At 59.7% G+C, this 14670-nt stretch carries 13 protein-coding genes; 12 read left to right on the plus strand and 1 reads right to left on the minus strand.

What is annotated here, in order from left to right; all coding sequences use genetic code 11:
• Positions 1–2 precede the first annotated feature (2 nt).
• The 12 genes from N3C12_06700 to N3C12_06755 all read left to right on the plus strand — a co-directional run bounded on the left by N3C12_06700 (position 3) and on the right by N3C12_06755 (position 13248).
• The gene (locus tag N3C12_06700; GenBank protein MCX8072122.1) at positions 3–3041 is read left to right on the plus strand and encodes a TAT-variant-translocated molybdopterin oxidoreductase; all 3039 of its coding nucleotides are present in this window, start codon (positions 3–5) and stop codon (positions 3039–3041) included.
• A complete protein-coding gene (nrfD, locus tag N3C12_06705) occupies positions 3038–4402 on the plus strand; it encodes a polysulfide reductase NrfD (GenBank protein ID MCX8072123.1) in 1365 nt (454 codons plus the stop codon). Before N3C12_06700 ends, nrfD begins: the two co-directional genes overlap by 4 nt.
• On the plus strand, positions 4399–4938 hold the full coding sequence (locus N3C12_06710) for a DUF3341 domain-containing protein (GenBank protein ID MCX8072124.1): 540 nt from the start codon (positions 4399–4401) through the stop codon (positions 4936–4938). Before nrfD ends, N3C12_06710 begins: the two co-directional genes overlap by 4 nt.
• Entirely contained in the window at positions 4938–5561 is a 624-nt protein-coding gene (locus N3C12_06715; GenBank protein ID MCX8072125.1) for a cytochrome c, read from the plus strand. The genes N3C12_06710 and N3C12_06715 overlap by 1 nt, the downstream gene beginning before the upstream one ends.
• Positions 5554–6747 (plus strand): hypothetical protein, encoded by a 1194-nt coding sequence (locus tag N3C12_06720; protein MCX8072126.1) that lies wholly within the window; start codon positions 5554–5556, stop codon positions 6745–6747. The genes N3C12_06715 and N3C12_06720 overlap by 8 nt, the downstream gene beginning before the upstream one ends.
• Positions 6744–7151 (plus strand): hypothetical protein, encoded by a 408-nt coding sequence (locus N3C12_06725; protein MCX8072127.1) that lies wholly within the window; start codon positions 6744–6746, stop codon positions 7149–7151. Before N3C12_06720 ends, N3C12_06725 begins: the two co-directional genes overlap by 4 nt.
• Positions 7148–8011, plus strand: a complete 864-nt coding sequence (locus N3C12_06730) for an SCO family protein (protein ID MCX8072128.1) — start codon at positions 7148–7150, stop codon at positions 8009–8011. Before N3C12_06725 ends, N3C12_06730 begins: the two co-directional genes overlap by 4 nt.
• A gap of 26 nt (positions 8012–8037) precedes the next feature.
• Entirely contained in the window at positions 8038–9024 is a 987-nt protein-coding gene (coxB, locus tag N3C12_06735) for a cytochrome c oxidase subunit II (GenBank protein ID MCX8072129.1), read from the plus strand.
• 34 nt (positions 9025–9058) lie between these two features.
• Positions 9059–10669 (plus strand): cytochrome c oxidase subunit I, encoded by a 1611-nt coding sequence (gene ctaD, locus N3C12_06740; protein MCX8072130.1) that lies wholly within the window; start codon positions 9059–9061, stop codon positions 10667–10669.
• Positions 10662–11327, plus strand: a complete 666-nt coding sequence (locus N3C12_06745) for a cytochrome c oxidase subunit 3 family protein (GenBank protein MCX8072131.1) — start codon at positions 10662–10664, stop codon at positions 11325–11327. Before ctaD ends, N3C12_06745 begins: the two co-directional genes overlap by 8 nt.
• 14 nt (positions 11328–11341) lie before the next feature.
• Positions 11342–11647, plus strand: a complete 306-nt coding sequence (locus N3C12_06750; protein ID MCX8072132.1) for a cytochrome C oxidase subunit IV family protein — start codon at positions 11342–11344, stop codon at positions 11645–11647.
• Positions 11648–12036: 389 nt separating this feature from the next.
• Positions 12037–13248, plus strand: coding sequence for a CoA transferase (locus N3C12_06755; protein ID MCX8072133.1), 1212 nt, complete (start codon positions 12037–12039; stop codon positions 13246–13248).
• Here the strand turns inward: N3C12_06755 and N3C12_06760 are convergent.
• Entirely contained in the window at positions 13245–14573 is a 1329-nt protein-coding gene (locus tag N3C12_06760; GenBank protein MCX8072134.1) for a CCA tRNA nucleotidyltransferase, read from the minus strand. The genes N3C12_06755 and N3C12_06760 overlap by 4 nt on opposite strands.
• Positions 14574–14670: the final 97 nt, after the last annotated feature.

Genomic DNA, 14670 nt, shown 5'->3' on the forward strand with positions numbered 1-14670 from the left:
GAATGAAGGACGAGAGCCAAGACCATTCCGCGCTTGCATCCGGGGAATTTCCACCTGAAGCACCCGCCTACGATTGGGAAGCACTGCGCGCCAAGCTCGCTGCGGCTACCGGCCGGCGATACTGGCGCAGTTTGGAAGAGCTTGCTGACAGCGAGGGCTTTCGGGCGTTTTTGGAAGCCGAGTTTCCACGGCAGGCGTCGGTGCTTGATGCTTTAGGGCGGCGACAGTTCCTGCAGCTGATGGGTGCTTCGCTCGGCCTCGCAGGCCTGAGTGCGTGCACGAAACAACCGGTCGAGAAAATCTATCCTTATGTAAAAGCGCCGGAAGAGGTCGTGCCGGGGCAGCCGTTATACTTTGCCACCGCGCTCCCGCTCAGTGGTTTTGGCCGCGGTGTTTTAGTGGAAAGCCACATGGGCCGCCCGACAAAGATTGAGGGTAACCCGGACCACCCTGCGAGCCTCGGTGCGACAGACATCTTTGCGCAAGCCGATATCCTCACCTTGTACGACCCCGATCGTTCGCAAGCAGTGCGGTTTGGCGGCGTGATTCGTCCGTGGCAGGCGTTCGTGGACGCTGCGCAACGCGAGTTCGAGCGCCTCAATGGGAAACGCGGCGCGGGCTTTCGGATTTTGACGGAAACGGTGACGTCGCCGTCGCTCCTCGCGGAAATTCACCGGTTGCTTGCTGCCTGGCCCGAGGCGCGCTGGCATCATTTCGAACCAGTGAACCGCGACCACGCTCATGCCGGCGCCAAAGCGGCGTTTGGGGAGGTGGTCGACGCAGTTTACAACGTAGAAGCGGCCGATGTGGTGCTTTGTGTGGAGGCCGACCTGCTCGGGCCGCACCCAGGTGGCGTGAGGTACGCGCGGGAATTCGCCCGGCGGCGCAAGGTGGATGACGGCAACGACCGCCAGATGAACCGGCTGTACGTTGTGGAGTCGGCACCTAGCATCACAGGTTCGGTGGCCGACCATCGCTTGGCTTTGCGGCCGAGCGAGTGCGAAGCGTTTTTGCGTGCCCTCGCGGGGGCCTTGGGTTTGCCGGTGCAAACGCCGGCGAGCATGGAGCCGCGCCGTGCGTTCATTGTCGCATTAGCGAAGGACCTCGCGCGCAGCCGCGGAAAAAGCTTGGTGGTGGTGGGCGAAGCGCTTGGGCCCACGGCGCACGCGCTGGCGTACGCAATCAATGAGTCGCTCGGGAACATCGGCGAGACGGTATCGTTCGTCGAGCCCATCGCGCCGCACCCAGAGCTGCAGCTCGAGTCACTCCAATCGCTGGTGGCCGATATGGATGCTGGCAAGGTGGAGGTGCTCGTCATCCTCGGCGGTAATCCTGTGTACACGGCACCGGCAGACCTGAAGTTCGGGGAACGGCTGCAAAAGGTGGGACTGCGGATCCGCCTCGGGTTGTACGAGGACGAAACTTCACTGTTTTGTCACTGGCACATTCCGGAAGCGCATGTATTGGAGTCGTGGGGCGACATTCGAGCGCACGATGGCACGGTGACGCTGATTCAGCCGCTCATCGCGCCTCTGTATGACGGCAAGACGGCGTTCGAAGTGCTCGCGGCGTTCAGCAGTAAGCCCAGCCGCAAACCGTACGATGCGGTTCGCGAATATTGGAAAGGCGTGTGGAGCGGTGCGGATTTCGAAGCCCAGTGGCGGCGTGCCTTGCACGATGGTGTGGTGCCGGGCAGCGGGGCGGCAGTGCGCCCGGTGACGTTGCGGAGCGATTTCTTCCAAAACTTGCGCCCACCTGTGGCTGCGCCGGCGGGGCTGGAGATTGTGCTGCGTCCGGATCCGACAGTTTACGACGGCCGCTACGCGAACAACGGCTGGTTGCAAGAGCTGCCCAAGCCGCTCACCAAGCTCACGTGGGACAATGTGGCGTACGTGGCTCCGGCAACGGCCGCGCGCCTCGGGTTGAAGAACGGCGATGTCGTCGAGGTGGTGGCGGAAGACCGCCGCGTGGACGCTCCGGTTTGGATTCAGCCGGGTCAGGCCCACGACACCGTGTTGCTCCACTGGGGCTATGGGCGCCCGCGAGCCGGTCGTGTAGGCGGCGGAATTGGCGTCGATGCCTTTAGACTTTGTTCCTCGCGTGCCCCCTGGGGCATGGCTGGCGGAGAGATACGGAAGACGGGGCGGCGTTACCGCTTGGCCTGCACGCAGGATCACTTTAGCCTCGAAGGGCGAGATATCCTGCGCAAAGGCACCCTAGAAGAGTACCGGCACGATCCGTCGCTCGCGCCTCATGGCCACGGAGGCCACAAAGGAGAACTCCCCTCGATGTATCCGGGCTTCCCGTACACTGGGTACGCGTGGGCCATGTCCATCGACTTAAATGCGTGCATTGGTTGCGGCGCGTGCACGATTGCTTGCGTGGCCGAGAACAACATCGCGGTGGTTGGCAAGGATCAGGTGGCGCGCGGGCGCGAAATGCATTGGATCCGGGTGGATCGGTACTACGAGGGCGATCTGGATGCTCCGGAGTTTGTCCACCAGCCAATTCCGTGTCAGCAGTGCGAAAATGCCCCCTGCGAGTTGGTCTGCCCCGTGAACGCGACGGTGCACAGTGCCGAGGGCCTGAACGACATGGTGTACAACCGCTGCGTGGGCACCAAGTACTGCGCGAACAACTGCCCGTACAAGGTTCGGCGATTCAATTTCTACCTGTACCAAGATTGGTATACCGAGAGCTTGAAGCTGTTGCGCAACCCGGATGTGACTGTACGCAGCCGCGGCGTGATGGAAAAGTGCACGTACTGTGTACAGCGCATCAATGCGGCGCGAATCCAAGCCAAACGCGAGGGACGCAGCATTCGCGACGGGGAAATCCTCACAGCGTGCCAACAAGTTTGTCCCACTGAGGCAATTGTATTCGGCGATATGAACGATGCGGAAAGCCGCGTGGCAAAGTTGCGTCAATTGCCGCGCACGTACCAGTTGCTCGAAGAACTGAACACGCGCCCGCGCACAACATACTTGGCGGCGGTTCGCAACCCAAACCCAGAACTCAGCTCAGGAAAGGGTCACGCATGAGCGCCCCAGCACGCGATCTCGGGCCGATCATTGGCCCAGGCCATACGTTCGAAACCGTTACAGATAAAATTGCGGCCGTCGTGCTCTCCGAGACCCGGCGCGGCTGGATGCTCGGGTTCGGTGTGTCGTTCGTGTTGTTGACGATTTTTTTGCAGTGCGTGGCCGTGTTGTTGGTCCGCGGTATCGGCATCTGGGGTATCAACATCCCAGTCGGTTGGGGTTTCGACATTATAAACTTTGTTTGGTGGATCGGGATTGGACACGCCGGGACCTTGATCTCGGCCATTTTGCTCCTGTTCCGGCAAACCTGGCGGACCTCCATTAACCGATTCGCGGAAGCCATGACGTTGTTTGCTGTCGCCTGCGCCGGATTGTACCCAATCCTGCACTTGGGGCGCCCGTGGTTGTTTTACTGGCTATTGCCGTACCCTAACGCCATGGGGATGTGGCCCAACTTCCGCAGCCCGTTGATGTGGGACGTGTTTGCGGTGTCGACCTACGCCACCGTTTCGGCGCTGTTTTGGTTCGTGGGGCTGATCCCCGACTTGGCCACACTTCGCGATCGCTCCACGAGCAAGGTTGGGCGGGTGATCTACGGAATCCTGGCGATGGGCTGGCGCGGCTCGGCGCGGCACTGGAACCGGTATGAAACGGCGTACCTCCTGTTGGCGGGTCTTTCGACGCCTCTGGTGGTTTCCGTGCACAGCGTGGTGTCGTTTGACTTTGCGGTCGGCATTATTCCGGGTTGGCACGCGACCATTTTTCCTCCGTATTTCGTGGCGGGAGCGATTTACGCCGGGTTTGCCATGGTGCTGACGCTGACGATTCCGCTGCGCCGTTACTATGGACTCGAGGATTTCATCACCATGCGCCACATCAACTACATGGCGCGGGTGATGCTCGCCACCGGCTTGGTGGTCGCATACGGGTACTTCATGGAAATTTTCATGGCCTGGTATAGCGGTAACCCTTTCGAGGAGTTCATGGTGAAGAACCGACTCACCGGGCCTTATCAGACTTTGTATTTCGCGCTCATCCTCACCAACGTGGTTATTCCGCAGTTGCTCTGGTTCCAACGCGTGCGGACGAACATTCCGCTGCTCTTTATGGTGGCGATGTCGATCAACATCGGGATGTGGCTCGAGCGATACGTCATCATCGTGGTGAGCTTGCACCGCGACTTCCTGCCTTCCTCGTGGGGCATGTATGCTGGAACGATTTTCGACTACGGCACATTCATCGGGACCATTGGTTTGTTCTTGACTCTGCTGTTCCTGTTCATTCGGCTGTTGCCGATGATCTCCATCTTTGAGATGCGGACGCTTTTGCCTGAAGCCAAGGTGAAGGAGAAGCACGCATGACGGCGCGTGTCCCGCTGTATGGCTTGATGGTGGAATTTGCCGACGTGAACCACCTGGTTGCGGCCATACGGAAGCTGCGCCAAATGGGCTACCGGCGCATGGATGCATTCACTCCCTTCCCCGTCGAGGAGGTGTGGGAGGAACTGGGCATTCACCGCAACATGGTGTCGTTCTTGGTGTTTTGCGGCGGCCTCGCAGGTGCCTTGTTCGGCATCGGCTTGCAGTACTGGACTTCGGTGATTGATTACCCGATCAACGTCGGTGGTCGCCCACTCTTCAGTGTTCCGGCGTTCGTGCCGGTGACTTTCGAGTGCACAGTGCTGTTTGCCGCCCTCACCGCAGTGCTCGGCATGCTAGCGTTGAACGGCCTTCCAGCCCCGTACCATCCAGTGTTTAACGTGCCGCGGTTTGCGCTGGCATCGCGTGACCGGTTCTTCCTGTTGGTCGAGAGTACGGACCCGCTGTTCGACCGCGAGGGTACGCGACGGGTCTTAGAATCTTTGTCACCTGTTTCTCTTGCCGAGGTGCCGGACTGATGACCGCACACAGACTCCGCTGGAGCTGCGCCTTGGGATTGGTGGGGGCGCTCTTATTCTCCGCCGGCTGTCGCCGGGACATGCAGGATCAGCCGAAGTACAAGGGATTTCGCCCGAGCGAGTTTTTCGCCGATGGTCGTTCGGTGCGGCCGCTAGTCCCAGGCACTGTGGCGCGGGGCCATTTGCACGATGACACCCTGCTGTACACCGGCAAGATTGGCGAGAACTTCAGCCCTGAGTTTCCGTTTCCGGTCACGCGAGCCGTTCTCCAGCGGGGGCAAGAGCGATACAACATTTATTGCTCGCCGTGCCACGACCGAGTTGGCACTGGCAATGGAATGATCGTGCAGCGTGGCTATAAGCAGCCCCCGTCTTTCCACCAGGATCGTTTGCGCCAGCAGCCGCCGGGTTATTTCTTTCACGTGATTGGCAATGGCTTCGGTGTGATGCCCGACTACGCAGCGCAGATTCCCGTGCGCGACCGTTGGGCAATTGTGGCTTACATCCGTGCATTGCAACTGAGCCAACACGCAACCTTGGCGGACATTCCTGAAGCGGATCGGCCGAAGCTCGACCAAGCCGCACCGACCACGAAGTCTAAGGCAGGAAATTCCCATGAGTAACGCTATCCCGGATCGCAGTCGATTCCTGTTGCGCGACGACCACCCACTGGCACGTTTGCGGCCTGTCGCGTTAGGCGTGGGGGCAGTCGGTCTGCTAGTCTCGGTGGCGGGTGCCTTGATCGACACTACCCAGTTCTTCCATTCGTACCTGTTCGGCTTTTTGTTTTGGTTCGGAATCGCGATGGGTTCGTTGGCATTGCTGATGATTTACCACGTGACGGGTGGTGCCTGGGGATCCGTGATCCGGCGGAGCCTGGAATCGGCGGTGCGGACGATCCCGTTGCTCGCAGTGCTGTTTGTGCCCGTCGTGGTTGGTGTGCACTCTCTCTACGAATGGGCGGATGCTGCCAAAGTAGCGCACGACCCGCTTCTGCAACACAAGAGCGTGTATCTGAATGTGCCGTTTTTCGTCGGTCGCGCCGTTCTGTACTTTGTCGTGTGGACTCTGTTGGCAAACTTTTTATCCCGTTGGTCGGAGGCGCAGGAGAACGGCGAGCCGAGGGCCATCGGTTGGTTGGAAAACCTCAGTCGCGGTGGTCTCGTAGCGCTGGGACTGACTTTCACCTTCGCGGCGGTCGACTGGGCGATGTCACTGGAGCCTCACTGGTACTCTACGCTGTACGGGGTGCTGGTGATGGGCGGCTGCCTCCTGAGTGCCATGGCATTCATGATCAAGGTCACAGCCCTGCTGGCTGACGATGGACCGCTCAGTGGCGTCGTGCAACCGATGCAGTTTCACGACCTCGGCAAGCTCATGTTCGCCTTCGTGATGCTGTGGGCGTATTTCTCCTTGTCGCAGTTGCTCATCATTTGGTCGGGCAATTTGCCGGAGGAGACGCCTTGGTATCTCAAGCGGATGAGCGGCGGGTGGCAGTACGTGGGCTTGTGCCTGATCTTGTTCCACTTTGCCCTTCCATTCGTGATTTTGTTGTCGCGCGATATCAAACGGAGCGCACGACTGGTTTCCCGAGTGGCCCTGTTCATCCTCTGTGTGCGGGTGATCGAGGTGTATTGGTTGATCACGCCGGCGTTTTCCCCGCACTACGCGCGGGTTCACTGGCTCGATGTCACGACCTGGCTCGGTGTCGGCGGAGTATGGCTGTGGGCATTCACGGGAGGATTGCGCGGTCGGCCACTCATCGTATGGAATGACCCATCGCTGCCCGCTGCAGGAGGTCACTCATGAGCCATCCACAGACGGGAAGCGCCGGCCATACTGCGGGCGCCCACGAAACGCGAGACCTACCGAGCCGCCCGATCGTGGTGACGATCGTTGGGGGCGTGGTGGTCACGGTCGCGATTTTTGCGGCCTTGTACGTCTTCACGGCGGCATTGGAGCGTTATGTGCAACACACATCGCCGCCGCCGAATCCACTCGCTGGGGTGGTGCCGAAGGAACCGCCGGCACCGCGGCTTCAACCCGCACCCATCAAGGATTTGCAGGAACTGCGGGCATGGGAAGATAGCCAACTGCACCACTACGGTTGGGTGGACAAGGCAAACGGTATCGTGCGCATTCCGATCGAACGAGCGATCGACCTGTTGGCAGAAAAAGGATTGCCGGCGCGACCGGAGGAGCCACAACCATGAGCCTTCGTGGAGTGGTGGTCACGGTTGCCGTATTTGCGGTGGCGGGTAGTGCTGCCGCGACTCGCTTACCCGGACCGGCCGGGGAAGGCACAGGAGCAACCCCGATTCTCCAAAAGGTGGATTTCGAGCAGCGCTTAGGTACCCAAGTGCCTTTGGATTTGATGTTCCGCGACGAAAGTGGTCAGACAGTTCGGCTGGGTGACTACTTTCAAGGAAAGCCGGTGGTACTCACGCTTTCCTATTACGAATGTCCGATGTTGTGCACGCTCGTGCTGAATGGGCTTGTGAGCGCTCTGCGAGCGTTGCGCTTCGATCTCGGAAAGGAATTCGTCGCGATCAATGTTTCGTTCAACCCGCGAGAATCTGCTGAACTCGCCGCCGCCAAGAAGGCAACCTATTTGAAGGAGTACCGCCGCTCAGGTGCGGAAGCTGGTTGGCACTTCCTTACGGGCGGGGAGGCGGCAATCCAGCGCCTCACCGAGGCAGTGGGGTTCCGGTATGCGTGGGACGAGAAGAATCAGCAGTATGCACACGCAACCGGTCTAGTGGTGTTGACGCCGGGGGGCCAAATTGCCCGGTATTTTTATGGCGTGGAATTTTCGCCGCGGGACTTGCGCTTTGCCCTGATCGAAGCGGCTGAAGGAAAAATCGGCTCACCGGTGGATAAGCTCCTGCTTTACTGTTTTCACTACGATCCAGCCACCGGCCGTTACAGCGCAATCGCCCTGAATTCGATTCGCATCGGTGGAGCGATTACGGTGCTGGCTCTTGCCACCTTCATTATCGTGATGTTGCGGCGCGAGCGTCGTGCTGGGGTAGTGGGTGGGCACTCGTGGGCCGGGGGCGGAGCGTCATCTTGATTTCAAACGTGGAGTAGCGACCAAGCATGGCTTCGAACTTTGCTCTCTTTCCAGAACGTGCATCGACGGTGGCTGGCGAAGTCGATGCGTTGTATCTGTTCTTAGTTGCGGTGAGCGGTTTCTTTGCCGTGCTCATCGCCGCGTTGGTCGTAGTGTTTGCGATTCGCTACCGCCGCCGCAGCGAGGATGAACGTCCGGCCGCAATTCATGGTTCGCTCGCCCTCGAACTGGCGTGGACAATTATCCCCTTCGGCTTGGCCATGATCATGTTCTTTTGGGGGGCGAAGGTTTACATCACGCTCGCGGTGCCACCGCCGGACGCCATGGAAGTGTTCGTGGTGGGGAAACAATGGATGTGGAAGCTGCAACACCTCGAAGGGAAGCGCGAAATCAACGAGCTGCACGTGCCAGTTGGACAGCCGATTAAGCTGACGATGACCTCGGAAGACGTCATCCACAGCTTCTACATTCCCGCGTTCCGAATCAAACAAGACGCCATCCCGGGCCGCTACACCACGGCTTGGTTCGAAGCGACGAAAACGGGAACCTACCATTTGTTCTGTGCCGAGTATTGCGGCACAGAACACGCCAAAATGATCGGCCGGATCGTCGTGATGGAACCGGCCGAGTATGAAGCTTGGCTTTCCGGAGCGACAACCACCGCGGTTGCGGCAGTGCCGGCTGCAAAACCAGAGGATCAGCAGGCGGCGATGGCCCAGGCCGGGGCGGAGTTATTCAAAAAGCTCGGCTGTGTGAGTTGCCACCGTGCGCAGGCGGGAGCCTTGGGTCCTTCCCTTGCAGGTCTTTTTGGTCACAATGTGTCCCTGCAAGATGGCAGCACGGTGGTGGCAGACGAAGATTACATTCGCGAGTCGATCCTGAACCCGCAGGCGAAAATTGTTGCCGGTTACCAGCCGATCATGCCGACGTTCAAGGGGCTGGTCAACGAAGAGCAGTTGATGCAGCTCATCGCGTACATCAAAACCGGGAAGGCTGGGACGGAACTCCAGTGATGCGCGGTCGGTGCGCAGTTAGGTGGTTTAGACCATGAACGGCGTAGAAACTCGAACCAATTACCTGAACGCGGAATACGGCTTGTTATCGTGGCTGCTCACGCGCGACCACAAACGGATCGCCATCCTTTATCTCATCTCCGTTACGATCATGTTTGCCATCGGCGGGCTGTTCGCGGCTGCCGTGCGCCTCGAGCTGCTGACGCCGCAAGGCGACCTCTTGGCTGCCGACACTTACAACAAGATGTTCTCCATGCACGGCATCATCATGGTGTTTTTCTTTCTCCTGCCCGCCATACCAGCGACGTTGGGGAACTTCTTGATTCCCATGATGATCGGTGCGCGCGATCTCGCCTTCCCGAGGATCAATCTCCTGAGTTGGTACCTGTATGTGCTCGGCGCGCTCTTTGCGTTGTACGCGATGGTCACCGGCGGGGTGGACACGGGTTGGACCTTTTATACCCCGTTCAGCACCACGGCCTCGAACACCAACGTGGTGCCGACGGCCATTGGCATTTTCATTAACGGCTTCTCCGGGATCCTCACGGGGCTCAACTTTATCGTGACCATTCACCGCATGCGGGCGCCGGGCCTCACTTGGTTCCGTTTGCCCCTCTTCGTCTGGGCCCACTACGCCACGAGCCTGATCCAAGTCTTAGGCACGCCGGTGCTTGCCATTACCTTGGTCATGGTGGCGCTGGAGCGGGCTTTTCACTTCGGCATTTTCGATCCGAATTACGGTGGCGACCCGCTCCTGTTTCAGCACTTGTTCTGGTTCTACTCGCACCCCGCCGTCTACATCATGATCTTGCCGGCCATGGGCGTCATTAGCGAGTTGGTTACGTGCTTCTCCCGCAAGAGTATCTTCGGGTACAGTTTCGTGGCGTTGTCTTCGGTGGCCATCGCTGTGCTCGGTTTCCTAGTGTGGGCGCACCACATGTTTGTGACTGGGATGTCGGTGTATGCCGCCATGATCTTTTCCTTCATTAGCTTTGGCGTGGCCATCCCGTCGGCGGTGAAGGTGTTCAATTGGACCGCAACGCTCTACAAGGGTTCGGTCTCCTACGCGGCACCAATGTTGTACGCGTTGGGGTTCATTGGCTTGTTCACCATCGGCGGATTGACGGGATTGTTCCTGGCTACGCTGGGAGTGGATGTGCACGTGACCGACACGTACTTCGTCGTGGCACATTTCCACTATGTCATGGTGGGTGGAACCATCATGGCGTATCTCGGCGGGCTGCACTTTTGGTGGCCCAAAATGACCGGTCGGCTGTATCCGGAAATCTGGGCGCGCATTTCTGCGGCAATTGTGTTCCTGGGTTTCAATCTGACCTTCTTCCCGCAGTTTATTCTCGGCTACTTGGGGATGCCGCGGCGTTACCACGTGTATCCGGATGAGTTTCAGGTGCTGAATGTTCTCTCCACGGCGGGCGCGTCGATCCTCGGGGTGGGTTATTTGTTGCCGTTTATTTACCTCGCTTGGTCCATGCGGTACGGCGAACAAGCCTCGCCGAATCCCTGGGGTGCAACTGGCTTGGAGTGGGAGACCCCATCACCACCGCCGACGGAAAACTTCGAGACGCCGCCGGTGGTGACCCGCCCGGCTTACGCTTACGACTTGGAGGAGGTTGCCGTTGGCTAGCACAGCATCTGCCGTGGCCACGAGCCACGCACACGTGCATCATCAATTCGATGACGCCGAGCAGCAGTACAGTGCTGCCGTGCTCGGCATGTGGGCTTTTCTCATCCAGGAAATCATGTTCTTTGGCGGCCTGTTTCTGGCCTACGCGTTATACCGATCTTCCTATCCTGATGCTTTCGCCCACGCGAGCCATCATTTGGATGTCACGTTGGGTGCGTTCAACACGGCTGTGCTGATTGCTTCCAGCCTGACAATGGCCCTCGCGGTTCATGCGGCGCAAACCGGCCACCGTGCCCAACTTGTCTTGTTTTTGTTCCTGACGCTGGCGTTGGGTTCTACCTTCTTGGGCGTGAAAGTGATCGAGTACAGTCACAAGTGGCACGAGGGGCTGGTGCCAGGACTGCAATGGCGGGTGGACGCGCCGGACGCACGGCAGCAATTGATTTTCTTCTCGCTTTACTTCGCCATGACGGGCATGCACGCCCTGCACATGATTGTCGGGGCAATCGGGCTCATCGTTTTGCTGTTCTTTGCGGTGCAGGGGAAGTACACCGCTGAGTACAACACCCCGGTGGAAATGTTTGGCTTGTACTGGCACTTCGTCGATATCGTCTGGATTTTCCTCTTCCCTCTGCTGTACCTGTTTGCGCATCATTGAGGAGAGGCCGTTCTATGGCATCGCACGTGGTTCCTACGCGGGTGTACTTTGCCATCTTTCTCGCGCTGATGGTGCTGACCGCCATCACTGTGGCGGTGGCCTATGTGGACCTCGGGATCTTTAACAACGTGGTCGCGCTCGGGATTGCCTGCACCAAAGCCAGCTTAGTGATTCTGTACTTCATGCACGTGCGCTACAGCGACCATTTAGTGAAGCTTTCCGTCCTGATCGGCATCCTGTTCCTCGCCATCCTGTTCGGCTTCACCCTTGCTGACCCCCTCACCCGCGACTGGATCCGCCCGATGCAATACTTGTGGTGACGACATGCCCCGCCGCACGGCGAACGGGGTGTCTCACGCCTCACAGCCGAGGGTCCAGCTAGGCCGGCTCTGAACGCTCAACACCACCCTCGACGCCGAGACCGGGCTGCAGTCCGCCTGCCCCTTTTTCACGGTCGCGATGCCCGCTCGAAGAACCCGTCCGAGAACGTAGGGAATGGATTCTTGATTTGTCCTCCTGGCCCCTTGGAGGCTTCCATCGAAGGACCGCTTGGCCCCTGTCCGCTCAAGAAGACACGTTAAGGCTGGCGAATTCCGGCTCTTCGTCAGGCCGCGGCTCGGAAAGGCCGCTGGCGGTACTCGACTGCATTGGGCCGATGTGCCAGTAACGCGTCAGCCGATCTTCGATAGGCCGTGAGGAGGAGTTTACGATGCCGATGCCGTTGGAAGGCGTGCGGGTGATTGATTGGACCATTTGGCAGCAGGGACCGGTGGCCTCGGTGATGCTGGGCGACTTGGGGGCGGAAGTCATCAAAATCGAGCAGCGGGAGAGCGGCGACCCGGGGCGGGGCATCTTGAAAATGAGCGGGATCGATTTGAGCGATCGACCGAATTTTTATTTCGAGGCCAACAACCGTAATAAGCTGGGAATCGCCATCGATCTAAAGAAACCTGAGGGGCGGGAGATCGTGTACCGGTTGGTGGAGAAATCAGATGTCTTCGTGCAGAACTTCCGCCTCGGTGTGGCCGAGCGCTTAGGCCTCGGATACGAGGATCTCGCGCAGCGGAACCCACGCCTGATTTACGCATGCGCGACCGGGTACGGCCCGCGCGGTCCGGAGGCGGAAGATCCCTCGTTCGATCAGATGGGCCTTGCGCGCTCTGGGTTTATGTACGCAGTGGGTGAGCCCGACATGCCGCCGTTGCAAGTTGCCGGAGGCATTGCCGACCAGATGGGCGCCATCATGCTCGCCTACGGAATTCTCGCTGCCTTGCTGGCGCGCGAACGGTTTGGCGTTGGCCAAAAAGTGGATGCTTCGCACCTGGGAAGCATGATTTGGCTCCAAGGTCTTTCGGTGTCCTCGCGCGCGATGATGGGTTTTGCGATTCCTCGGCTCCCCCGGAAGTACGCGGCCAACCCCTTGTGGAACCACTATCGATGCCAGGATGGTTTGTGGATTTGCTTGGGAATGCTGCAGCCAGACCGCTATTGGGCCGACTTCGTCCGCGCCCTTGGCCATCCGGAACTGGCCACGGATCCCCGCTTTGTCGACTTGCGCGCCCGCGCCGCTCACGCCGCGGAAGCAGTAGATCTCCTCGATCGCATCTTTGCCACACGGCCACGCGCAGAGTGGGTCGAGATTCTCCGCAAGGGGGGCGATTTTATCTTTACTGTCGTGAATACGGTCGACGACTTACCTGATGATCCCCAAGTGGTTGCCAACGACTACATCGTTCCCTTCGACCACCCGCGGTTTGGGCCCACGAAAGTCGTTGGCTTGCCGGTGCAACTGAGTGCGACCCCAGGAAGCATTCGCTTGCCGGCTCCAGAATTCGGACAACACACGGAGCAGGTGCTGATCGACCTGCTCGGGTACACCTGGGACGAGGTGGCCGCTCTCAAGGAACGGGAGGTGATCTAATCCGCCTGCGCAGGATAGTGCTCCCGCACCCAAGCGAGCGCCTCCTCGCGAGTGTGGAGCTGCCCGTCGAGTTGCAAGTCGCGCACGATCCGCAAAATTTCGCCGATTCTGGGCCCCGGAGCGTAACCTTCCTGCAAAAGATCCCGCCCGCGGAGCAAGGGCGGGGGAAGGTGGCCTTGGTTGCGCAATTCCTCGAGCTTACGCCGGCAAAATTCCCAAGTTTCGAGGTTGCGGTTGGAGGCCAGAATATCCATGCGCACGAGTTCGAGGAGCTCGTCGATTCCCTCCTGGGCAAGGAAGCGCTTCAGCGTACTCGGCCGCATCTCGCGGGCATGGATGTGTCGTAAGTGCTCGCGCACAAGAAATGCCACACGCTCCCAGGTTTCGCGGCTCCGGCGCAAGCGCTGGCAAATTTCTACGGCCATTTCCGCCCCGCGTTCGCAGTGGCCGTAAAATGTAATCCGGCCGTTGTTGTGGGCTTGCGTGACGGGTTTTCCCACATCGTGCAGCAAAGCGCCGAGCGCCAGCGAGACGGAGGCGTGATCGAGCTGTTCGAGGAGGAGCAACGTATGGGTCCAAACGTCGCCCTCAGGATGGTAGTCGGGCGACTGCTGGACCCCTTTCATCGCGGCCACCTCGGGAAGCACGTGCACGAGCAGCCCCGTCGCGTCGAGCAACTCGAAGGCGCGCCGCGCCGCACCTCGCTCGCCTTCCGTGAGCATGCGCGCAATCTCGTCGCCAATTCGCTCCCAGGCGATGCCGGTGATCAACGCCGCGTTGGACCGGATCGCCTCGAACGTGTTCTGTTCGATCTCGAAACCGAGCACAGCAGCAAACCGTACGGCACGGAGCATCCGCAGGCGGTCTTCCGCAATGCGGCTCGCCGGGTCGCCAATCGCACGAATCACCCGGGCCTCCAAATCGGCCCGCCCGCCGACATAGTCCACCACCTGGTTTGTTTCGGGATCGAGAAACATGCCGTTGATCGTGAAATCCCGACGCTGAGCGTCAGCCTCCGGCCCGGCATAGCGAATTGCCGACGGTCGCCGGCCATCGAGATACACTTCGTCCTGCCGGAAAGTGGCGACTTCGATGGGCGGACCATAGTCGGTCACCAACACCACCCCAAACTGTGCACCCACAGGAATGGTGCGCCGGAACAGCCGCTGGACGACTTCTGCGGGGGCATCGGTAGCCACATCGAAATCCTTTGGCTCCCGCCCGAGGAGCAAGTCGCGCACACAGCCGCCAGCCAACAGAGCCGTGTGCCCTGCTTGCCGGAGCCGTTGGGCAATTTTCCGTGCGGCGCGTTCCTTGTTCGACACAACCAGCGATGCTCGCAACGCTCGAGGAAGGCTGCAAGCGCGGGCTGCTTGGCGACGGCAGCAACCTGCGCTTGCAGGACGTATGCGCGCGGCCAGC

The sequence above is a fragment of the Candidatus Binatia bacterium genome (assembly GCA_026415395.1).
In the GTDB taxonomy this organism is placed as follows: domain Bacteria; phylum Desulfobacterota; class Binatia; order HRBIN30; family HRBIN30; genus HRBIN30.